Genomic DNA, 20,894 nt, shown 5'->3' with positions numbered 1-20,894 from the left:
TGTTGTACGCCAACTCACTGCTAAGCACGCCCTTTCACTCGGACAGCGGCTACGAAAAAGGCAGGTACCGCCAAGAAGGATACTGCGGCAAAAGAGGCCTGAAGCACAGGCCAAAAATACCCCTGCGTACCGGATTTCCAGAACCAGTGATAGACGACGATCAAGCACAGGAGCAGCACCATGCAGCTTGCACTGAAGCCGGCCCGAGTAGTCGGTTTCTTGACTTTCCCTGCAATGACCCGGAGAGAACCGTAGAACAGCAGGATGAACAGCGAAATGGCAAAGACATAATGAAAAATATGTATGCAAATCATCAGAATATCGACCCGCTCGAAGATTGGCGACTGTAAGTAACGAACCATGTTGATGACAGGGTAGCTGCTTTTTTTCAGATATTCCGGTCCAAAATACAAAGAAGATGCGACAAACAGCGCCAAATATTCCACAATCGTTAACCCGTTTCCAATCGCCATCGACCTCAGCAGCTTGTCCCGATGGCTGAACCAGGCACCGAAGCAGACAAGATATTCCGGTCCGGACAACGACGCCCAAATGAGCAGGATGCCCTGCCATTGCTCGGTACCCCATTCCGTCGGAATGATCGGGTACAGATCATGAATCAAGGCGATGGGCGGGAAGAAAAAGGGAATGTACAGCAGTATGAGCCAGAACGAGCATAAATAGGCGATGAAGATGAAACGGATCGCTTTCTCCATCCCTTTCACGGCCAGATAGCAGCCGACCGCAAATATGAATGCTAGCAGCCACTCTTTCTGGATGGATGGCAGAACAAACTGATGGACGATTTCGGTATAGCCGAGTGTAATCACCGTAATCTTGATAAAGATGAACAGCATTCCGAGGAAGCAGAACAACCGCAACTTTTGTTCGCCGAAAAGCTCCACAAAGCCGGGGTATCCTTTGGCCGCGTAGGGTGAAGCAAACCATTTGGCCAGCAGCGCCAGATTCAGGGCGGAGGCAAGTCCGACGGCAACGATCGCCCAGACCATATAGGGATGAACCAGGTATTGCGGCATAAGTAGCACAAAGTACAGCATTTGCAGGCGATTCACGATCAGAAAGATATACTTGCCGTCAAACGCGGATTCTTTCTCGAACAGCAATATTGCAGACACGCGATCATCTCCTTCTGCTGTATCTCCACTTTTTCAATGGATGTAAAAATAAAGGCCGGCTCTTTAAAGAAGGCAGTGGAGCCCGAATGAACAGATCCTTCCAGTCCTTCCCGAAAAACGGGGCAAGCGGCGCAAGATAAGGCTGTTTAAGGGAAGAAAGCCCGTTAAGGTGGATCAGCAGCAAAATGAGTCCCAAAACCATGCCCAGAAGGCCGAGGAAAGAGGCAAGGATAAGCAGGACGAATTGAACCATCGTATTGGCTTTGGTGATCATATAGTTGGGTACCAGGAACGATGCGATGGCCGAGATTCCGACCAGTACGATCAGCACCTTGCTGGCAAAGCCCGCCTCGACCGCGGCTTGGCCGATGACGATACCCCCAATGACCCCCAAGGTTTGGCCTGACTTGGTCGGCATCCGCAGGCTGGCTTCTTTCATGATTTCCAGCGTAATCAGCATAAGGCAGGCTTCCCAGAAAGGAGTGAAAGGAAGCTTGCTCCTGGACTCAAGCAGCACGAACAGATTCTGCAGCGGAATCATCTGATAATGGTGAGTCGTTAACGCCACATAAAGCGGAATTAACGTGATGGAAATCATGAAGCTTAGATAGCGGATCAGCCGCAGGAAGCTGGCCACGAGCCACCGGTTGATGTAATCTTCCGGAGACTGGAACAAATGAAAGAACGTAATGGGAGCGACCAGAACAAACGGAGTGCCGCCCACCAGGATGACAAGCTTGCCCGTACCGAGGAAGTATGCTGACGCATCCGGCCTGTCGGTCTGCATAAACTGCGGAAACACGCTATGGACATGGTCTTCAATAAAAAAACCGAGATGGGACGCTTCCAGAATCATATCGTAATCGATGGCAGTGATTTTCTCTCTGGCTGTAGCTACATGCTTCGGATTGGTGACTCCTTCCATGTACATGATCACGATCGTGGTTTTGCTGAGTGAACCGACCGTGAAAGATTCGGCTTTCAGATTGGGCGTCGGCAGCCGTCTGCGAATGAGATTAATGTTATCCTCGATTTTTTCGCTGAAGCTGTCTTTGGGCCCCAAAATAATCGTTTCCGTCTCGGAAGACTCGATGCTGCGGCCCAAAGGATTCGGTAAAGATACCGCCCACCACCGGTCAATCCTGCTGTCGTGCACAAGGACGGAGCCCTGCATAAGAAGCCGCTTGGCGTTCTGCAGCCCGGTGACTTCCGAAATGCCGGCCGCGGCGATACATTCATTAACCGTGTTATCCGAGAGGTGGTTTAGCGGCTCGATGACGGTTTCATTCAGACGTTCGAGATCGATTAACGATTTTATATACAGGAGCGTAATTTTTCGCTCGTCAAGCACCGGACGTTCAATGATCTCCGCATCGGACATGTTGGCCGTCGCCTGTATGAGGGCTTCCATCGTTAAAGGAATTTCAACCTTGTCGGGGGAAGCCTCATTGTCGGGGGCGAGTCCGTTCGTTACCTTTTTCCATACCATGGATTCCATCACCTGAAAAAATGTATTTAGCACAGCATTGTTATTATGAACCATTGCCGGCGATTTCAACCAGACGGTTTGATACCGACCGCTAGTATAAGTCAGCGAATATATGCAAAAATACCACTGTTGAACATTTCAGGAGGTGATAACCCGGTGAATCAACATTTGGCTCAACACGAGTCGCTTGAAATTCACGAAATGCTGAACTTTAAGACGCTATGTTTGGCAAAATCGAAATTAATGCAGCCAATGCGACAATTCTAACGAAAACGCGGATATGGGTGCTTATTTCGGCTATTCCGGCACGACCGGAGGATACCCGGGAGGACAAGCGGAATATTTGCGGGTGCCTTTTGCGAACTTCACCTCTTTCAAAATTCCGGAAAGCTGCGAAGAGCCCGACGAGAAGCTGTGTCTGATCGCTGACGCCATGACGACCGCATTCTGGAGCGTGGATAATGCCGGCGTGAAGGATGGAGACACGGTCATAGTATTGGGCTGCGGTCCGGTCGGGCTGCTGGCGCAAAAGTTTTGCTGGCTGAAAGGGGCAAAGCGCGTCATTGCAGTGGACTACGTAGACTACCGTCTGCAGCATGCGAAACGGACGAACAACGTGGAGATCGTCAATTTTGAGCAGCAGGAGAATATCGGAAACTACCTGAAGGAAATAACAAAAGGCGGAGCCGATGTGGTGATCGATGCTGTCGGAATGGACGGAAAAATGAGCGATCTGGAGTTCCTCGCCAGCGGATTAAAGCTGCAGGGCGGTACGCTAAGCGCGGTTGTTATCGCCACGCAAGCGGTCCGCAAAGGAGGTACCATACAGATCACCGGAGTATACGGGGGACGCTATAACGGTTTTCCTCTCGGCGACATTATGCAGAGGAACATCAACATTCGTTCGGGACAAGCTCCGGTTATCCATTACATGCCTTATATGTATGAATTGATTAAGACAGGCAAGGTCGATCCGGGCGACGTCGTCACTCATGTGATTCCGCTTAGCGAAGCGAAGCATGGGTACGAAGTATTCGATACGAAGACGGATCATTGTATTAAAGTCGTTCTGAAGCCTTAGAAAGATTTAGACAGGAGGGACAACGAACAATGGCCTACGCATTGCACGAAACGCTGGAAGTTCACGAAATTGTGGCCTTCAAGTCGTTGTGCTTAACAAAGTCCAAGACGATGCAAGCGCTCGTATCGGACGAAGCACTCAAACAAATTATGAAGCAGGACGTTGAAATCTCCACCCGTCAGCTGCAGGAGCTCGGCACGATTTTGTCCAAAGCGAATTCATAGGAGATGACAGGATGAATACCATTCTTGAGCGTTTAACCGGAATGCATACGCTGACCGATCAAGTAATTGCAATGGACTGCTTAATTGCGGCCAAAAGCGGCGTAAGAAATTATGCGATGGCGGTTACCGAAGCGGTCACCCCGGAGATTAAGACGATACTGACAAAGCAGTTGGAAGAAGCGATCGATATGCACGAGAAAATCACAATGTACATGATGGAGCGGGGGCTGTACCATCCGTGGAATGTGAACGAGCAGCTTCAGCTTGATCTGCAAAATATAAATACGGCTTTAAACGCCCCTGTATTATAAAGATCACACGCGAACAGGTATCTTTTCGTGGCTTAATCGCTTTGAACGAAAATGCCGGATCCAGATGGAACGAGAGAGTTCGGCATCTTCACGGTCACGGAAGGTACCTGCTATTAAGCATGTTATGTGATACGCAAAGGAGGTATTTCAATTGGCATGGATTGTTTGGCTGTACCTGATCAATACGCTCTTTATGTTCATCGTCGCGATTCGCGAAGTACGCAGGCCGGCTAAGGCTTTGAACTGGTTGGCCATTCTCCTTGTTTTTCCTGTGATCGGTTTCGGACTTTACCTCAGCATGACAAACCCCGTTATTCGTCGAGAAAAATTGACCTCTCCTCGCAATGACTCGGATACGTTGCCGGATTCTTTCAGTCACTCCGCCTTAGTTATTGCCCACTCTTTACGGCATTTAGCTATTCATGGCCTTCGAAAAGGCAAAGTTCAGATGCTGATAAACGGCATTGAAACCTATGAGAGACTCATGGAGTCCATAACAAAAGCGCAGAACACGATTGACCTGGAATATTATATTTACCGGGATGACCAGATTGGCAGACGGTTCACGGAACTATTGATAGAAAGGGCCAACGCCGGTGTACGCGTACGCTTTGTGAGAGACGGTTGGGGGAGCCGGAAATTTCCAAGGTCACAAATCGCTCGGATGATGGACGCAGGGATTGACTGCCGAACGTTTTTTCCCATGCGATTCCCTTGGGTGCTATCCTATTGGAACTACCGGGATCATTGCAAGATTGTTGTCGTCGATGGACAGGAGGCTTTTACCGGAGGGATCAACATCGGGTATGAGTATACCGGTTTAAAACCGAACAAAGGATTCTGGCGCGATACACATATGCGTGTCACAGGTGAAACTGCAGTGGATCTGCGCGATGTTTTCAAAGCCCATTGGAACATGGGTGCACCGGAACGGATAAACTTAATGACTCGCAAGCACCAAGAGAAAACGCTAAAACCGATTGAGCAATCAACATCGAATAGCATCGCACCACAAAGCATGACAGCCTCTGTTTCCGGACTATCCGCGGAATGGGCGGCTGAACTCGGCACTTTGGATGATGAAGGCTCCGGTTCAGAGTCTGAAAAGTTGTTCGATGCATATGTACAGTCGTTTGAAGGTAATCCGGGATTACCCACCCAGGTTGTCCGGGAGGTCTACTTCATATGCATAACTCAATGCAGACAGACCCTCGACATCACTACACCTTACTTTATACCCGATGCAGACATTATCATGGCTTTGAAGACAGCCGCGGCGCGCGGGGTGCGTGTGAGATTGTTGGTTCCTCGCCAATCGGATCAAAAAATCGTGGACCTTGCAAGCCGCACATATTTCGGAGAACTGCTGGAAGCCGGGGTCCAGATATATCAATACAACAATGGGATGCTGCATGCAAAAGTGATGATCATGGATGGGGAGATTGCCGAGGTAGGTGCAGCAAACTATGATATGAGAAGTTTTCGCCTGAATTACGAAGTATGCGAAGTCATTTACAGTACCGATATTGCATCGCAGCTCACAGCACAGTTCGAGCGCGATCTCATGGATTCGGTACCGCTGCACATCGAAAATTTGCTCCAGAGATCATTTCCGCAGCGCATCATGGAGCAAGGAGCGCGCCTGCTTTCGCCAATGATATAATCTGCAACAAATACGGCCATTTATGTCAGTTTTGGGTGTATTTAGATCATGGCTCCCCGTATAGAAATACGCTTACAATAAGAAAAGCGGAACCATCTATTCATTGGGAGGGGATGAAAATGCAGCCTACAAACCAGTTGTTGCAGGAGATGAAATTATATTATCACAAGCCGGCCAAACGCTGGCTTCATGCGCTTCCGCTCGGGAACGGGCGGATCGGTGCGATGGTCCACGGACAGGTTAATCGCGAAGTAATACAGCTTAATGAGGATACGATTTGGACGAGGGGACCGAAAAACCGGAATAAGCCGGATTCCTTAAGCTAATCTTCTCCTAGGTCGACATACATTTCTTTACGAGTTAAGAGATAGTACGCAATCCTTAGCATCGCATGGGCATCGATGGCTGCACGTTTTTTACCATTTCGAGCTGCTGTACGTCTATACATCGCGCCGAGACAATTCTTTGATGCTGCAACGAAATGGGCTGCTTCAACCAATGCCGATTTTAAATACTTGTTCCCGTTCGTGGTTTTGGCGGATGCCGGCGCTTTCGTTATGTCCAGGTACGATTCCAACCCAAGTGCATAGATGAGCTGCACTGGGAAACTGGCTCCCATTTTCATCATCTGTGGTGCGGCGCTTGCGCTGCATGTGTGGCTAACGGGGTACGTTAGTTCAATGATTTTAAACAACTTTAATTCTGACCCGGCCCGCATCTTAGGCCGGGTTTCAATATTGTTTGATTCTACTTGCTTATTCATCCGTATTGCGCACGCAAAGCTCCCGGAGATGGAGAATGACGATCCGTTCAATAGTCTCTGGTGTATATACCTCCGGGCGAAGCAATGCTAGGATCGTCAAGCCTTCGACGACTGCGGCCAGTCTAAGCGTTTCGAGTTCTATGTCTATCGACGGGGGAAGAAGCTCCGCACTAACCAGAAGGTCGAGGACAGTTTTAGTCATGTGGTGAAGTCCGTCCGTGAGCTCGTCTTTTTTAACCCGCAGCGTCGAACTTGTGAGGGAACGGATGGCGAATACCCACCAGACGCCGGTTGCAGTTCGTTTTTCCGAATCCATAGGGAGCAGCTCTAAAAGCACTTGCTTCGCGGCTTTCATCGGAATACGGCTTATATCCAGCCCCTCTGCCTTGTGAGTTCCCCTCGTCAAAAAGTAATCCACGATAAACAGCAACAGCTCGTCCTGCGTTGAAAAATAATGCCGCAAGGCACCCGGCGACAATCCCGCCGAAGCGGCGACGGCGCGGATAGACGCATGCTCGATCCCTTTTTCTTCGATAATACTCCATGCCGATTCGGCGATCAGTTTCCTTTTTTGTTCATGGTCTACGATTTTCGGCAACGATAACCCCCCTTGCCTTATTTAATACACTGTATTAAAATAAAAAAACACAATGTGTTATTTAGATACTTATTCGGTTATAACGCATTGCGGTTATTCCGTCAATAATACGGGAACTTGTCGTGATTGACGAGAGGGGGATTTCGGTGCAGGACCAATCCAACGGAGGATTTCGTTTGCATTCGACCTGTTATGTTTGTAAAAAAGCGTTTTATGTCCTCGAGGGGACTCAAGCTTACGGCCACGTGAAGCGAAACATGAAAGGAATGCATTGCTGCGAAGATTGCAAGTTTATGATCGAGCTTGAAGCACGCCTACAGTTCGGGAGACGACTGTTGACCGGTAAAGATTAGGTTTTATGACACCCCGGAAACCCATTTTATGCACAATTTTATTTCAAAATTGTTCCATTAGAGGAGAGGGACCAACATTTTCAATCCTTGATACTCAGGAAGGCTTGTTAATTAACAGGATAGATCGTATGGAGCTGCCGCAGGGTAAGCTCCACTTTTATATACTTAGAAGTAACGGGCAGCAGGATAGCCATAACAAGGTGCACTCCACTCCATGACATTTATACAGTAGACCGACCAATGTCTACTTCTGATTTCGAAAAGTATTAAAACAGTTTAATCGCTTGGGAGGGATTCACGTTCAAATGAAAAAAAAGTCATTTCTGCTATTCGCCACGTTCGTTATCAACTCCATTGCCGCCCATTCCACCTTTGCCGCAAGCTTTGTGGACGTACCGGAGACGAGCCCCTATCACGTATACATAGAAGACTTAAAAACGCTCGGAGTCACCGACGGGATTGCACCCGGTCAATATGGACCGGAACAAACGTTGACCCGCGCCCAGTTCGCCAAATTCGCAGCATCCGCATTCGGCCTGAAAGACTCGAGCGGTACAAGCACTTTTCCCGATATCCGTGGTCACTGGGCGGAGCCTTACATTCGCGCGGCAACCCATGCTGGGATCGTCGAAGGTACATCAACAGCAACCTTCTCCCCGGATCTGCCGGTCAAACGCGAAGAAGCCGCCTCCATGGTTTGGCGATATGCAAGAAATCACGGCCTGCCCGTAGGTCCGGAGGTCGCTTTCACCGACAAGCCGAAAGCTTGGGCACTAGAAGCAGTCAATACCGCCATCGGCCACCGTTGGTTTGGCCCAGACGTCAGCCAGACCGCCGGCGGATGGTCTTACAGGCCCCATGATACGATGACCCGGCAGGAAATGGCAGCGCTGCTCGATTCGGCATTGAAAGAGTTGACTGCCCCTAAAACCCCTGTTGCGGCAGCCACTCCTACAGACCGCGCGCAGAAAAAGGCCACTTTTGTATGGAATACCGGTAAATTTCTGCAGAACAAATCCGAGGTTTTGCAGTATCTGAAGCGTCATCAGATCAATCTCATTTTTTTACAAGTGGACATCGATGTCCCGGCCAGCCAATACGCCGACTTTATTCGGGAAGCGGGTATTATCGGCATGGATGTTCATGCCATGGGAGGAGCGCCGAATTGGATCCTGCCTGACAACCAGCTGAAAATGTACAAACTGATCGATTGGGTGAAAACGTACAATGCCGGTACCGGGGCTGATGCCCGCTTTAAGGGTATTCAGCTCGACATCGAGCCGTTCGCCATGCCGATCTGGGCCCAACAAAGCGATGCGTTGCTTGGGAACTGGCGGGATACGATTAGCGGCTTCGTGCAGCAAACCAAAGAAGGCACCCCTGATTTGATTGCCGGAGCGGCCCTGCCAAGCTGGCTCGAACAATTTAACGTGCCGGACGGAAAAGGCGGACGAACCACGTTGTCTGAATGGATGATCCGCCAGTTGGACCAAACGACCTTGATGGCCTATCGCGATACATCAGAGGAAATCCTCTCCAGCATTTTGACCGAGATGGATCAAGCGGACCGGGACGGCAAATCCGTCATTATCGCCGTCGAAACGAATCCTAGCAAAGAAGGCCCCATCTCATTCTATACCAAGGGACAAGCCGTCATGATGGAGGAGCTCGGGAATGTGACCAATATGCTTCACAAGCGTCCCTCCTTCTCCGGCTGGGCCATCCACGATTATGACAGCTGGATTCATTTAAAGGAATAAAGTGACATGCATGATCGTTTTGCGAAATTGAACTTCCATCAAAAATACTCTCGGTATAGAATTTGATCTTGTGGATGAGCGTGGATCATCCTCATTTGACCTAAGGGCAAACCTACTGGGGTATAAACGAAACCGAGATTGAAGAAATGAAGCTCTCAGCGGTTAGTGCCTTAGAAAGAAATCCTGCACTAACGGATACGAAAGCACCCTGAATACCAGGCTGCCGGCATTTGAAGTGACCCCCAAAAGTTAGACAGGTATATAGTTAGGCCGTTTGTTGGGCATGAGTCCGGTATTGTACTGGACTCATGCCTTTCAATTTTGCCTTAATTCGTTTGTGGTTGTAGTAGTGAATGTACTGTTTAAGTTCTGCTTTAAACTGATTAATACTCTCGAATTCTTGTGTATACAGAAACTCGGATTTTAACGTGCCGAAGAAGCTCTCAATAACAGCATTGTCGTAGCAGTTTCCTTTACGGGACATGCTTTGAGTGATGCCTCGTTTTAATAATTCCTGCTGGTACTGGGGCATTTGGTAATGCCACCCTTGATCGGAATGAATCAATAAGGTGTCCTCGTCTGTCTTATGTTCCAAGGCTTTATCCAGCATGCCGGAGACAAGTGCATAGACTGGTCGTGAACTTACCGTGTACGTAACGATCTCCCCGTTGAACAAGTCCAACATAGGTGATAAATATAGCTTCTCACCGAATAATTTGAATTCCGTAATATCCGTAACCCACTTCTGATTTGGCTTTGTAGCCTGGAAATCCCGCTCGAGGATGTTAGGGGCAATCTTTCCGACTCCGCCTTTATACGAGCGATACTTCTTCATACGGAGCACGCGCTGCCGATAGGCGGGACGGAAGAGGCTCCCTCTGCAGATCTGCTGATCGGACGTGTCGTTTGCTTCCACATCGACGAGGCGCTGTACGACGGCAACGGGCATATCGACATGCATGCGCTTCAGCCGGTCAGCCGACTGGCGGGAGCTATGTACTCCCGGCTGGGAGAGACGTTTGAGCTGCCTCGTCCTGACTAGCCGATAAGCATGCTGACGTTCGGAATGTCCGATTCCGGCGTCGGCTTATTTTTTGTCCTCGGCTATTGACAGCAAGGAGGAAAGCTGCAGTTCAACATGATATTGATACAGGCTATCAATATGGGAAACCAACTGTTGCCCCATCGTTACTCCCAGGGTACCAATTATATTGGATTTGGTGGGATTAATCCGTTAAACCTTATGCATGAGGCCGCCGCGGGATCGATCGGGCAGCCTCATTAAGCTAAATGGCAGGATAATGGATAAAAAAGGGGTTTAGAGCTATGTATGGAAATACTTCTACAGACACTTTCGATGGATCCGTAGTAAAATCGAATGCGTAGAGGTGTGAAAGGTGGTGCCGACATGCCCGCTCGACGAAAACTGTGGCCGATCGCTTGCGGGGGTCGTCTGGTCTTTGTTGTTCGCCTGCATGAGCTTTTATTGGGCGGGCGGTGGCAAGCTTGGGGTCGACACGCTCGGGCCAGAAATTTCGCGGCAAGCCGTCATGCGCGACGAAGGCTTCATTCTCGTAGTATGGATAACAGGGGCGGCCAACTCTGCCGGTGCGCTCGTATTGCTTGCTCTGACGATCCGTTGGAACAGCGGGCTCATCCGTACAGCGCTGATCTTCGCCGCCATGATCGGCGGAATTTTTCTTTTCCTTTACGGGCTGTTCAACTTCGCGGCGGTGCTGCTCGCGCTGGTTCGAGTGCTGAGCTTGCCGGTAGACCCTTACTCGGCTTGGTGGCGGCTCCTCTTCTGGGAGCCGTTCTGGATGGCGGGTGGGCTGTTATATTTCGTTTCCGGCCGGACGGCGAAAGCCGGGGACGTGATAAACGAGAAGTAGGAATGTTCGTGGATAACAACATCATTCCGCTAAGGGGTAACGATAGTTAACAAACAACTAAGAAGCGGCTGCCGGCCAGTGATTGGCAGCCGCGTTACGCAAACGGGCAGGAATGCTTAGATAGTTCCTAAATTAGGAAAAACGAAACTTGTGCAAGCTACTTAGCGTCAATATGTATGATGAAGGTTTTCATGGAGGTGCATCAATGCAATTTATTTTTGCTTATATAACACCAATTGTTGCCATTATGCTTTTTGTTAATTGTGTTGCTCTTGCAAAGAAAATTAAAAATGGGGATGCAAATACAGCTTATAATACAGGCTGGGGTGCAATAATGTTTGGCTTTATTATTTTTTCGATTATTTGGAGTAGTTTGGTATCTCAATAGCAAAGAGAGTAAAGTGAGTTGTTTGATGCACTAACGGAGAACTATAGCTTAATAAACAATCAAGACGCGGCTGCCGGCATGATAATAGTAATCTAATGTAAATATGTTGAACTAATCCAGGTTAGGAGTGAAGAAATGAATTTCAACAAAAAGCTAATGATTTTAGTGAAGATTTGCTTATTCATGTTCACTCTTCCGCTTATAAGTGCATGTAGTCAAACCGAGAAATATGAAACCATTGAGGTTTTTGCAATAGAAACACTTGATGATAATCAAAATGATAAAGGATTCTTTGAACGAACGGGTTACAAAATAGTGAATGCAATAACCACTATTGAGGAAGGGAAAACCCATATGAAATCGGATATTAAATCTATTGAGGATTTTTATGACATAAGGGGTAATTATTTACAAACAGAAATAATCCATTCCTATTCAAACAAATCTAAGTTGTTGCTCACTGAAGAAGGAAATACACTTAAAGAAACAATTCAAGAACCCTCGACAATCCTTATAGCCCCTGATTATGCAAAGAATATAAAATTAAACAATATGACCCAGGAAGAAAAAAACACAGGTGAAAGAACATTTGTTAGTTTTCATGGAAAAATTGTAAGAAACGAATCTTTTATGGGATTTAGCCATTGTCGGTTGTGTCAAAGGTATGGCTAAATTCCCCTGTCATTACGCTCCCTCAGAGATATCCATAACAGTCGTACACCAGGTTTAATTGCAAGCCTTAGCAATTAAATGTAAAAATTGTTATATGAGTTGATGAGTGAGTGTTGGTAATAGTTGGAGGAATGTATATGATAATAAAATTAGCCGTAAATCAGAATTGGGCAATAGTCACTCTCTGGATAGGCATTATTTCTGCGATTTTATTATTTACATTTTATAATCCATCACAGGCAATGTTCTGGGCATTGGTCAATATTCCACTTTATCTGTTCCATCAGACTGAAGAACATTACAAACCGGGAGGATTCAAAGATTATATAAATCATGTTATCAACAATTTGCCTAGAGGCGAAGAAAAACTGACTGATCTTAAGATTTTCTGGATTAATATAGGGCTTGTTTGGATAGCATTTGCAATTTTCGGCATACTTTCATTTTATAATATAGCGTTTGGGTTGTTTATAATTATTTTCAGTTTGATTAATTGTTCGACGCATATCCTCCAAGGGCTTATAAGGCACGAATGGAATCCAGGGCTTGTAGTAGCAAGTATACAATTTCTCCTATCCATATATGCGGCATATTTTATAACAATCAATGCTTTAAACAACCCATGGTTATGGTGGAGCAGTTCAGCAATCTTTTCAATTGTTGTGCATGCATTGCTAATCAAAAAGATGCTTAAATGAAGGTGCTGATCCGTGAGATCGGATTCTCGATATCGAAGACGTTTATAGAACAACTGGGAAAACAAGTCCGCTATTGATGGAGATATATTTAGGACGGACTATAGTGGTTTCTTGATATCCCTGAATCTCAGCTTCGAAATAATAACATGCGAATCGGACCAGAACGCGCTCCATCCACATGGTGTCGCGGAAGAAGCCGTTCTCCAGTCTCAGGTGCATCTCTTTCGTCATGAGCAAATAGACTCTTTGAAAAATGACCCGGTGATCCTGCCTTCCCTGCAGCTTATCAAGACGCCGGGTCATTTCGTCGATGACTTGTTGAATGGAGCTCGGCTGTTCGTTGGGATTTTGGGCAATGTCGTTCATGTATGGCCTCCCGAAATTATATTCCATGCCTATCATCACATACCGTTCGCATAGTGCCCAAGCGTCTTCAAGTCTAATTTTGGGGTGAAAGATCAACATACAGGAACGCTAGCGCTGCCGGTCAACTCCAATAATTCGACAGGATAAATCCGAGACGGTGACGTTGCGGTCCTTCAGATTTCTGACCAAGGTGTTCGGCAGCGAGCCGATTCGCGTGATGGGAGAGACGCGATGCGGCAGGGATAAGGCTCCTGTTGTAGACGTGATTCACGATTTTCGGCTAGTTTTTATGAACCCTGCCGCAGATACGAAGGCTGCCTCCGAAGCGTCCTGATTACCCAACAGATTGGGAGGGGCCTGATTATGGGTGGGACTCTTTTGTTTATGTTTCAGAGTGAATTAATTCATCGTTATATAATAATTAAAAGAAGGAAAGATCCGAATGAATACTTCGCAATTTATAAAGATATTCATGAACTCGACGATATAGAGGCCGGAAATGAAATTAATCGAAATGAAGAGTTATTTGTTAAAGAACTAGCCTCAGTGCTTTAAGCTACCCCGAAAATTTCTCATAGCATAGACCTAAAAATGGCAATGCGAAACTAGACGCAGCCCAACGTTTTTTTTAAAACTGCGCATCGTAGACTTTATTGTAATCTGGATGGCTAAGATGCCGCAGTAGTGGACAGAGCGACCTGAAACCCTAGGTTCTCGAGCCTTCGAACTGCTTGCTTAACAATTGCTTCCTGCTGTCGTTTTTCAAAATAGTTACCACCTAAATCTTTGTAATCCTCGCCGCGCGTGAGGAGTTGGTAAACAATAGTCATGATGGAATGGGCGACAGCTACAGTCGCTCGATGTCTGCCTTTGCGGGCTGCGATGCGTCGGTACTGAGCTCCAAGATAATTGTCGGATCTGCAAACGGAGTGGGCGACTTCTATGAGTGCCGGTCGGAGGTATTTGTTTCCTTTGCGAGTTTTCGTGGATTTTCGTTTGCCGGCACTTTCATTTTGCCCTGGAACCAGACCAACCCATGCCCACTGGCGACGACTACAACTACCTTATGAACTATATTGCACTTCTCGAAGTTCGGACTCCGACGAGAAGAGAAATCTTCTCCGATTTCATGGAGGAAATTGCAAAGAGGACGCTTTAGCAATAGCAGGAGCAGTTGCCGCAGCAACCCTTGTTTATCATTGAAGTAACTAGCATAGGATACTACCAAAATACGTAAAATGTGTTATCGGGTGAATCTGAAAAATGGTTCATAAATGGATTTATATGAGGAGTAATATGAGAAGATTCCGATGCCGCTATGATGGAAATGGAAGAACGCTGTGTCGTGCGCTATCGACGATAACCAAATACCCGAACGAAGTTTCCAGGTGATCTCGATCGTAACGGAGCAGCAACATCAATTAAACATGACGAAGCAGGGTAGATTGTCCTCGATGAACGACCCGGAGATGAAAAGAAGCTTCGCTGAGGCTCTTTTGGAACCCAAGCAGCTGTGGCTGCTAGATAAGGAGTGGTGAATATGAATGTTCTTGTTATAATCTGTGACCAGCTTCGATATGACGCTTTGGCGTGCCACGGAAATCCCTATGTGCAAACGCCTAATATCGATCGTTTGGCCGCCAGAAGCGTGAATTTTACTAACGCGTTTACCTCCGCGCCTGTTTGCTCACCTGCGAGACACAGCCTTATATCCGGGCTCTATCCGTTCGCTCATGGTGTTGTGGATAACGGGATGAAGCCTGTGAGATCACTGGAGACGGCCGCCGATAGGCTCAATGCCGCAGGATACCGCAGCGTTCACATCAGCTCGGTGCCGGGCAAAGCAAATCCCAATTACGGCTTCGAAGCGGCGCCTCCCAAGGATTTGGACAGCATACTGTCCGAGGAAAACAGGAGGATTATGGAGTGGGAGAAAACCAATCCGATCAGGCGACGTACGGCCGGGCCGAGCACGAGGACGAAAGAGGAGCATAAAGGGTATCAGTCTGCGGAACGTGCCATACAACTGATCGAGGAAGCCGCAGCGGCCAAAGAGACGTTCCATTTATGGGTAGGCATTCATGAGCCGCATCCGCCCTTTTATCCGCCGAAGCCGTTTTTCGAGAAATTCGATCAATCCAAATTTAAACTTCCGGAAAAGCCGTCTGAATCCGTACCGGCTCCTCATCCTTCCATCCTGAACAAACAGCGCGAATGGATAGATATGACAAATGCGCAGAAGCGTCAAATGTTCGCGGGCTACTACGGTTTGGTCGAGATGGCGGATCAATTCGTCGGCATGGTATTGGATACGGTAGTTCGGTTGAACCTTACGGACGATACGCTGATTGTGCTGACTGCCGACCATGGGGAGCAGATGGGCGATCACGGCCTGTATTTGAAATTCGTTCTGCGGGAACAGTCGGTGCACGTGCCGTTCATGATAGCCCATCCCAAGCTTGCGCCGGGAGTCCGGCATGAGCTCGTCGCGCATGTGGATCTTTATCCGACCCTATGTGATATGACTGGTACGGAGATTCCCGAGAATATCCACGGCCGTTCCATGAGGCCCCTGCTTGAGAACGGGGATACCTCGGATAATTGGCGTGAAGATGTCATCTCGCAAATCAACGGCCACATCATGATTCGTACGGGGGAATGGAAGCTGAACGTATATGACGGAGAGCCCGGGGAGCTGTTCCATCTGCCGAATGACCCGCAGGAGTTCTACAATCTTATCCGAGATTCTGAATATGCAGAAGTTGTCGATAGGCTGCTGAAGAAGCTGGAAGCAAATATGGCACAAGTGACACCGTAAACTGTAATCGGAAGGCCTAGTCGGGGGAAATTATAATGCTTGTCATGAATAGAGGCTTTACTTTGCCTTAAGCGAAAGCTTGCAGGCAAGGTGAAGCCTTTTGTGGCGGTTAGTTTCCGCAATCTTCAGGCAGTTCGTCATGACGGACTGCGTTAAACTAACGGTCAGGATAGCGCAGTTACAGATGATGGAAAAAAGGGGGATTTGAAAACCGGAGGACATACAGCAGCGAGAAGATATAAGCAGGTATTTTATGCTGGCTTAACTGCTAAAACGATGATTGTTAAAATATACATAACCGTGCTTTCTTTGTTAGGCTCATTGATAGGGACAGGAGGGAACTACATTGCAAGAAGATCGATCGGAAACATTGCAACACCGATTGCCTAGATCAGTTATCCGTCACATTGTTTTTGATTTGGGCGGTGTGTTTTTTATATGGCCGGAACCTCGGTATTTTGAAGAGTGGGCGCTTCGGCTCGGGATTGCCTCTGAGCTTTTTAACCGTCTTTTGTTGCATGGGCCGGACATTGAGGCGGCTAACGTCGGAATGATTACCGCCGAACAATATTATGGCCGCTGCGCCGAGCGACTGCAAGTTGACGAATCAGTAGTGCGCGAAATCATCTGCCATGCCTTTTATAGTTGCAATGTTGACGCCAAGCTGGTTGAATATGTCGGTCGGCTTCGAAAAAGATATCGCGTATCCGCTTTAACCAATACATGGTCATTTGGCCGCGCATTGATAGAGCAGCGTGGACTTGCTAAACTGTTTGATTGTATCGTAACATCGGCAGAAGAAGGAATCCGAAAACCGGATGCGCGCATTTACGATATTACACTTCAACGGCTTGACGCTGCGCCTGCGGAGGTCATATTCGTAGATGATACGGAGGAGAATGTACGGGCCGCGCAAGCTATTGGCATACATGGCGTTCATTTCAAGGGAACCGATTCGTTCATTTCGGAAATGGAACAACGGTTGGAGAGATTCAGTTGAGAAGACTTAGGCTGTTAACGTGCTGAGTATTATTGATTGTGCGATTTTTTGACTGGATGTGGTATCTGGTGGAAAAGGAGTATAGGTAGGTTCGTCGAACTAAAAGGGAACAATAGTATGGAGCTGCCGTAAGGACAGTTCCTCTTTGGTATTCGTTGAATTGGCAGATTACTCTAATATCTAGCAAATGCTATTCTTTAGAAAGTGGTGTTCGAAAAGCAGAGGTCCACTAATTTCACTTAAAAGTCTGTAATCCATCTTATCCCAGCCTGAGCTAACTTTCATATCTGCAGAAAATACTGGACTTATCGTTCCGGAAAAGTATATACTGTGCCTACGGAAACGGAGGGAGAACCATGGGACGCTACAAAGAGTTTGATAAAGAAGCGGTGCTTCATAAAGCGATGCTCGTTTTTTGGAAGAAGGGCTACGAAGCGGCAAGCATTCCCGATTTGCTGGAAGCTATGGATCTTAGCAGATCAAGTCTGTACGAAACGTTCGGGGACAAACAAACGCTTTATATCGAGGCGATCAACTGGTACAAGAAGTGGAAGCAAGCCAAACGGGACATCCTCGTCAATGCGACATCCGCAAAATCGGGAATCCGGCAGTACTTCGAGATACACATCGATTCCGCCTTGGACGGCGAGTCGCCGAAGGGCTGTCTCATTACTAATGCAGCAGTCGGCATGGATTCGCCAGATGAGCAACTGAATGCGTTGATCAGGGAGCGGTTTGACGAGTTGGAGAAATCCTTCTACGAGCTGCTGCGCAAAGGTCAGGAGACGGGAGAAATCATGCCTGAGAAAGATATCAAGACTTTATCTTATCTGCTCTCAAACCTGAATCATAGTATAAATATCGTTGCGAAGGTGCAGGGTGACCGCAGCAAGATGCAGCAGATGATAGACATGGTGATGGAAATGCTATAAAACATTTTTTTTTCACATTCCGGAACGAATGTTCCAGAAAATTTCTGGTGAGCAAGGGGGACTTTCTATGCATTCAGCTTCCATTCCAATGGAAAAATCGGTTTCGCCATCGCTGATTTTTATCCTGGCAGCCGCTTGCGGTATCATAGCGGCAAATCTTTATTATGCTCAACCATTGATAGGCTCGATCGGTTCGACCATCGGGCTCTCCTCCGGGGCTGCCGCACTCATCGTTACGTTGACTCAAGTCGGCTACGGGATCGGCTTGTTATTTATCGTACCGTTGGGAGACATCCTGGAAAATCGTAAGTTGATCCATTCATCATTGCTCCTTACAGCCGCCGTTTTGACAATTGCCGCTGTAATCAAAAGCGCCATCCTGTTCCTCACCGCTTCACTCGTGATCGGAGTAGGTTCCGTAGCAGCACAAATCCTTGTGCCGTATGCGGCTCATCTTTCGCCTGAAGCCGTGCGCGGTCGCAATGTGGGTAACGTCATGAGCGGGCTACTTCTGGGGATTATGCTCGCGCGTCCCATTTCAAGCTTGGTGGCGGAGTATATGGGCTGGCGCGCCATATATTTCATCTCCGCAGCATTGATTTTCGCGCTGGCTCTTGTATTGGCAAAGGCACTACCCTCAAGGAAGCCTTCGACCGCTACAGCTTACCCGGCGCTGCTGCACTCCATGCTGCATCTGCTGAAGGCGACACCGGCATTGCGCCGGAGGGCAATTTATCATGCTTGTGTATTCGGAACGTTCAGTTTGTTTTGGACTACAGTTCCGTTGGTATTGACAAGTCCGCCGTTCCATTTCACTCAGAAGGAGGTCGCTCTGTTCGCATTAGTCGGGGTAATGGGGGCAATTGTGGCGCCAGCGGCGGGCCGTATGGCAGACCGTGGATGGGTTCGCCCGGCTACGGGATGGGCATTGGCCATCGTCATCTTTTCCGGGCTGCTTCCCTTGCTGGTTCCATCAAGTTCTACACTCGCAGTCCCCATCCTCGTAGTTGCGGCGATTTTACTTGACATGGGGGTTTCCGCCAACATGGTTCTCGGGCAGCGGGTGATTTTCTCTTTAGGAGCGGAATTTCGCAGTAGGCTTAACGGTTTGTATATGGCCATTTTCTTTTTAGGGGGCGCTATCGGCTCAGCGGCGGGGGGATGGGCTTACGCAACGGGGGGCTGGGAGGCGGCACTGCTGATCGGAATCGCCTTACCGGCCATCGCCATGGCGTATTATGCGACGGAGTTTTCGAGATTAAGGAAGGAAAATCTCATTGATTGAGGAGCACAGTTGAGTACTCCACACGTTCTAACGGATAACGACAGTTCAACCCTTTATGGAGCAGTTTTGCCCAGCGGCAACTGCTCAATTTTCATTAAGGGCAGGATAATTGGGAGAAACCTAGAATATCTTCGGTACATCTTAAAACATCCACAGGGACCAGTGGGGACGGATATTCACTATTGCATCGGTATAAATGAAATAGACCGGACATCGAAACTCTGACGGAGGTGTTCTTGACTCGAATGATATCATTAACTGAAATTCGTGAATTGGCTCTATCGCTGCCTGGGGCGGAAGAGGTGAAGCATTGGGGCAAATCCTCTTTTCGTATGAATAACAAGATCTTTGCTGTTATCCAGGTTGATAGGAAGACCCTTACCGTGAAAACTACAAAGGAAGAGAGAGAGTTCTCTATCCAGATGGCCCCTGAAACCTATAGTATACCAGATTCGTTCTCCAACCTTAACTATATGCACATCAACCTTGAAACAGCGAAAGATGCGGAAGTGAAGAACTGCATTCGAAATGCATGGGGATGCGTTGCTCCCAAGAAGGTAGCAAAAGCTTATTTTGAAAGCCGCTAGTGGGAAGGCCCGATATAGTAAAAGTAAAACAAGTGAAGCGTATGATGAAGCGCAATAGTAACGTTCAGAAGCATTGTAAAACGTTAGCTCAATAACACCTGGAGGCAGTACGATCGGCAGCCTCCATTACGTTAAAGGGCAGGTTAGTTACAATGATTTCTCGAATATGGAACAGTGATAAGGGAAGATGGGGATTAATTTAATGGAATTAGCATTATCGCTCCATTGAGGAGGTACTTATGAAAAAGGCGTTCGCTCTCCTCCTACTTACAGTGCTTTGTCTCGTGAATTACTTTCAGAACTCTACACCAGACCAGGACCCGTACCTGATTACCGACTACAGCCGACTACATCCAATAAAAGTATCCCAGGTTGTAAAAGGGCGTGAGGAAGAGCAGATACGGGACATTCTGCAGGAGGCCCAGAAAAAGCATCTTAGCATCTCTATCGCCGGACAACGGCATAGTCAAGGTGGACACACATATTACAAAGACAGCATCGTTGTGGATATGACGTCGTCTTGAGCGCGTTGCCAAATTCGGCCATTCAAGGAAAGACCGGAGATTCACTGATTGAAGCGATTGCCTCAGGTGAACGATTGGCCATATATTTTGCAGCAGCGGGCATTTTTATCGGAGCTTTGATCGCATTGTTACTTCCGCGAAAGAAGTAATCAAACGATATGAATAGGCAAGGCAAACCAAATGAAATCTGGTGCAACAACCAAAAGTGCAAAAATGCCTTCAAACAAGGCATTTTATTTATGTGACGAGCTTGAATTGTAAGTTGGTTGCGGGGGCAGGATTTGAACCTGCGGCCTTCGGGTTATGAGCCCGACGAGCTACCGTGCTTGAATTAAAGTTTTTTTATGATTGGCT

At 47.7% G+C, this 20,894-nt stretch carries 21 protein-coding genes and 4 pseudogenes; 18 read left to right on the top strand and 7 right to left on the bottom strand.

What is annotated here, in order from left to right:
* Positions 1 to 20 precede the first annotated feature (20 nt).
* Complete coding sequence (locus ACFQI7_RS21465) at positions 21 to 1,136, bottom strand: GerAB/ArcD/ProY family transporter (protein ID WP_218101132.1); 1,116 nt, start codon at positions 1,134 to 1,136, stop codon at positions 21 to 23.
* Positions 1,137 to 1,140: 4 nt separating this feature from the next.
* On the bottom strand, positions 1,141 to 2,625 hold the full coding sequence (locus tag ACFQI7_RS21460) for a spore germination protein (protein WP_218101133.1): 1,485 nt from the start codon (positions 2,623 to 2,625) through the stop codon (positions 1,141 to 1,143).
* Positions 2,626 to 2,781: 156 nt separating this feature from the next.
* On the opposite strand from ACFQI7_RS21460, the pseudogene ACFQI7_RS21455 reads away from it, so the two are divergent.
* The 6 genes and pseudogenes from ACFQI7_RS21455 to ACFQI7_RS21430 form a co-directional block, all read left to right on the top strand.
* Positions 2,782 to 2,874, top strand: a pseudogene (locus ACFQI7_RS21455) (spore gernimation protein GerQ); the annotation flags it as partial.
* Positions 2,873 to 3,706 (top strand): annotated as a pseudogene (locus tag ACFQI7_RS21450) (zinc-binding dehydrogenase); the annotation flags it as partial. The pseudogenes ACFQI7_RS21455 and ACFQI7_RS21450, both read left to right, overlap by 2 nt.
* Positions 3,707 to 3,735: 29 nt before the next feature.
* Positions 3,736 to 3,930, top strand: coding sequence for a hypothetical protein (locus tag ACFQI7_RS21445; protein WP_218101134.1), 195 nt, complete (start codon positions 3,736 to 3,738; stop codon positions 3,928 to 3,930).
* Between the two features lie 11 nt (positions 3,931 to 3,941).
* Positions 3,942 to 4,241, top strand: coding sequence for a spore coat protein (locus ACFQI7_RS21440; protein WP_218101135.1), 300 nt, complete (start codon positions 3,942 to 3,944; stop codon positions 4,239 to 4,241).
* A gap of 151 nt (positions 4,242 to 4,392) precedes the next feature.
* Positions 4,393 to 5,904, top strand: coding sequence for a phospholipase D-like domain-containing protein (locus ACFQI7_RS21435; RefSeq protein ID WP_218101136.1), 1,512 nt, complete (start codon positions 4,393 to 4,395; stop codon positions 5,902 to 5,904).
* A 119-nt stretch (positions 5,905 to 6,023) separates the two neighbouring features.
* A complete protein-coding gene (locus tag ACFQI7_RS21430) occupies positions 6,024 to 6,230 on the top strand; it encodes a glycoside hydrolase N-terminal domain-containing protein (protein WP_230415319.1) in 207 nt (68 codons plus the stop codon).
* On the opposite strand, the gene ACFQI7_RS37925 is transcribed toward ACFQI7_RS21430, so the two are convergent.
* Both ACFQI7_RS37925 and ACFQI7_RS21420 read right to left on the bottom strand, forming a co-directional pair.
* Positions 6,227 to 6,667 (bottom strand): hypothetical protein, encoded by a 441-nt coding sequence (locus tag ACFQI7_RS37925; protein ID WP_230415321.1) that lies wholly within the window; start codon positions 6,665 to 6,667, stop codon positions 6,227 to 6,229. The genes ACFQI7_RS21430 and ACFQI7_RS37925 overlap by 4 nt on opposite strands.
* Positions 6,660 to 7,265 carry a TetR/AcrR family transcriptional regulator gene (locus tag ACFQI7_RS21420; RefSeq protein ID WP_218101138.1) on the bottom strand — a complete coding sequence of 202 codons (606 nt, stop codon included), beginning with the start codon at positions 7,263 to 7,265 and terminating at the stop codon, positions 6,660 to 6,662. The genes ACFQI7_RS37925 and ACFQI7_RS21420 overlap by 8 nt, the downstream gene beginning before the upstream one ends.
* A gap of 658 nt (positions 7,266 to 7,923) precedes the next feature.
* Here ACFQI7_RS21420 and ACFQI7_RS21415 point away from each other — a divergent pair.
* The gene (locus tag ACFQI7_RS21415; RefSeq protein WP_218101139.1) at positions 7,924 to 9,378 is read left to right on the top strand and encodes an S-layer homology domain-containing protein; all 1,455 of its coding nucleotides are present in this window, start codon (positions 7,924 to 7,926) and stop codon (positions 9,376 to 9,378) included.
* Positions 9,379 to 9,643: 265 nt separating this feature from the next.
* Here the strand turns inward: ACFQI7_RS21415 and ACFQI7_RS21410 are convergent.
* Positions 9,644 to 10,222 (bottom strand): annotated as a pseudogene (locus ACFQI7_RS21410) (IS3 family transposase); the annotation flags it as partial.
* Positions 10,223 to 10,775: 553 nt separating this feature from the next.
* On the opposite strand from ACFQI7_RS21410, the gene ACFQI7_RS21405 reads away from it, so the two are divergent.
* The 4 genes from ACFQI7_RS21405 (at position 10,776) to ACFQI7_RS21390 (ending at position 13,028) form a co-directional block, all read left to right on the top strand.
* The gene (locus tag ACFQI7_RS21405; RefSeq protein ID WP_230415323.1) at positions 10,776 to 11,270 is read left to right on the top strand and encodes a DUF3995 domain-containing protein; all 495 of its coding nucleotides are present in this window, start codon (positions 10,776 to 10,778) and stop codon (positions 11,268 to 11,270) included.
* Positions 11,271 to 11,475: 205 nt separating this feature from the next.
* Positions 11,476 to 11,658: a hypothetical protein gene (locus ACFQI7_RS21400; RefSeq protein ID WP_218101140.1), complete on the top strand. Its 183-nt coding sequence runs from the start codon at positions 11,476 to 11,478 to the stop codon at positions 11,656 to 11,658.
* 135 nt (positions 11,659 to 11,793) lie between these two features.
* Positions 11,794 to 12,330 carry a hypothetical protein gene (locus ACFQI7_RS21395; protein WP_218101141.1) on the top strand — a complete coding sequence of 179 codons (537 nt, stop codon included), beginning with the start codon at positions 11,794 to 11,796 and terminating at the stop codon, positions 12,328 to 12,330.
* 137 nt (positions 12,331 to 12,467) lie between these two features.
* On the top strand, positions 12,468 to 13,028 hold the full coding sequence (locus ACFQI7_RS21390; protein WP_218101142.1) for an HXXEE domain-containing protein: 561 nt from the start codon (positions 12,468 to 12,470) through the stop codon (positions 13,026 to 13,028).
* A gap of 42 nt (positions 13,029 to 13,070) precedes the next feature.
* On the opposite strand, the gene ACFQI7_RS21385 is transcribed toward ACFQI7_RS21390, so the two are convergent.
* Positions 13,071 to 13,394, bottom strand: coding sequence for a DUF5995 family protein (locus tag ACFQI7_RS21385; protein WP_218101143.1), 324 nt, complete (start codon positions 13,392 to 13,394; stop codon positions 13,071 to 13,073).
* Between the two features lie 157 nt (positions 13,395 to 13,551).
* On the opposite strand from ACFQI7_RS21385, the gene ACFQI7_RS21380 reads away from it, so the two are divergent.
* The gene (locus tag ACFQI7_RS21380) at positions 13,552 to 13,728 is read left to right on the top strand and encodes a hypothetical protein (RefSeq protein ID WP_218101144.1); all 177 of its coding nucleotides are present in this window, start codon (positions 13,552 to 13,554) and stop codon (positions 13,726 to 13,728) included.
* A gap of 334 nt (positions 13,729 to 14,062) precedes the next feature.
* Here the strand turns inward: ACFQI7_RS21380 and ACFQI7_RS21375 are convergent.
* Positions 14,063 to 14,425: pseudogene (locus tag ACFQI7_RS21375) on the bottom strand (transposase); the annotation flags it as partial.
* A gap of 509 nt (positions 14,426 to 14,934) precedes the next feature.
* Between ACFQI7_RS21375 and ACFQI7_RS21370 the strand changes: the two are divergent.
* The 6 genes from ACFQI7_RS21370 (at position 14,935) to ACFQI7_RS21345 (ending at position 20,540) form a co-directional block, all read left to right on the top strand.
* Positions 14,935 to 16,212, top strand: a complete 1,278-nt coding sequence (locus tag ACFQI7_RS21370) for a sulfatase family protein (RefSeq protein ID WP_218101145.1) — start codon at positions 14,935 to 14,937, stop codon at positions 16,210 to 16,212.
* Positions 16,213 to 16,558: 346 nt separating this feature from the next.
* Positions 16,559 to 17,212 (top strand): HAD family hydrolase, encoded by a 654-nt coding sequence (locus ACFQI7_RS21365; RefSeq protein WP_218101146.1) that lies wholly within the window; start codon positions 16,559 to 16,561, stop codon positions 17,210 to 17,212.
* Between the two features lie 356 nt (positions 17,213 to 17,568).
* Positions 17,569 to 18,144, top strand: coding sequence for a TetR/AcrR family transcriptional regulator (locus tag ACFQI7_RS21360; RefSeq protein ID WP_218101147.1), 576 nt, complete (start codon positions 17,569 to 17,571; stop codon positions 18,142 to 18,144).
* Between the two features lie 67 nt (positions 18,145 to 18,211).
* Positions 18,212 to 19,429, top strand: a complete 1,218-nt coding sequence (locus tag ACFQI7_RS21355; RefSeq protein WP_377517567.1) for an MFS transporter — start codon at positions 18,212 to 18,214, stop codon at positions 19,427 to 19,429.
* Positions 19,430 to 19,674: 245 nt separating this feature from the next.
* The gene (locus ACFQI7_RS21350) at positions 19,675 to 20,016 is read left to right on the top strand and encodes an MmcQ/YjbR family DNA-binding protein (RefSeq protein WP_218103109.1); all 342 of its coding nucleotides are present in this window, start codon (positions 19,675 to 19,677) and stop codon (positions 20,014 to 20,016) included.
* A gap of 239 nt (positions 20,017 to 20,255) precedes the next feature.
* Positions 20,256 to 20,540: an FAD-binding protein gene (locus tag ACFQI7_RS21345; protein ID WP_218103107.1), complete on the top strand. Its 285-nt coding sequence runs from the start codon at positions 20,256 to 20,258 to the stop codon at positions 20,538 to 20,540.
* Positions 20,541 to 20,894: the final 354 nt, after the last annotated feature.

It is taken from the genome of Paenibacillus allorhizosphaerae (assembly GCF_042659105.1).
GTDB classification, from domain to species: Bacteria; Bacillota; Bacilli; order Paenibacillales; family NBRC-103111; genus Paenibacillus_G; species Paenibacillus_G allorhizosphaerae.
This window is presented reverse-complemented; position numbering and strand designations above follow the sequence as displayed.

Coding starts and splice junctions, on each gene's coding strand:
- ACFQI7_RS21460 (WP_218101133.1), bottom strand. CDS start 2,625: ATGGTATGGAAAAAGGTAACGAACGGACTCGCCCCCGACAATGAGGCT.
- ACFQI7_RS21445 (WP_218101134.1), top strand. CDS start 3,736: ATGGCCTACGCATTGCACGAAACGCTGGAAGTTCACGAAATTGTGGCC.
- ACFQI7_RS21440 (WP_218101135.1), top strand. CDS start 3,942: ATGAATACCATTCTTGAGCGTTTAACCGGAATGCATACGCTGACCGAT.
- ACFQI7_RS21430 (WP_230415319.1), top strand. CDS start 6,024: ATGCAGCCTACAAACCAGTTGTTGCAGGAGATGAAATTATATTATCAC.
- ACFQI7_RS37925 (WP_230415321.1), bottom strand. CDS start 6,667: ATGAATAAGCAAGTAGAATCAAACAATATTGAAACCCGGCCTAAGATG.
- ACFQI7_RS21415 (WP_218101139.1), top strand. CDS start 7,924: ATGAAAAAAAAGTCATTTCTGCTATTCGCCACGTTCGTTATCAACTCC.
- ACFQI7_RS21400 (WP_218101140.1), top strand. CDS start 11,476: ATGCAATTTATTTTTGCTTATATAACACCAATTGTTGCCATTATGCTT.
- ACFQI7_RS21395 (WP_218101141.1), top strand. CDS start 11,794: ATGAATTTCAACAAAAAGCTAATGATTTTAGTGAAGATTTGCTTATTC.
- ACFQI7_RS21390 (WP_218101142.1), top strand. CDS start 12,468: ATGATAATAAAATTAGCCGTAAATCAGAATTGGGCAATAGTCACTCTC.
- ACFQI7_RS21385 (WP_218101143.1), bottom strand. CDS start 13,394: ATGAACGACATTGCCCAAAATCCCAACGAACAGCCGAGCTCCATTCAA.
- ACFQI7_RS21370 (WP_218101145.1), top strand. CDS start 14,935: ATGAATGTTCTTGTTATAATCTGTGACCAGCTTCGATATGACGCTTTG.
- ACFQI7_RS21360 (WP_218101147.1), top strand. CDS start 17,569: ATGGGACGCTACAAAGAGTTTGATAAAGAAGCGGTGCTTCATAAAGCG.
- ACFQI7_RS21355 (WP_377517567.1), top strand. CDS start 18,212: ATGCATTCAGCTTCCATTCCAATGGAAAAATCGGTTTCGCCATCGCTG.
- ACFQI7_RS21350 (WP_218103109.1), top strand. CDS start 19,675: ATGATATCATTAACTGAAATTCGTGAATTGGCTCTATCGCTGCCTGGG.
- ACFQI7_RS21345 (WP_218103107.1), top strand. CDS start 20,256: ATGAAAAAGGCGTTCGCTCTCCTCCTACTTACAGTGCTTTGTCTCGTG.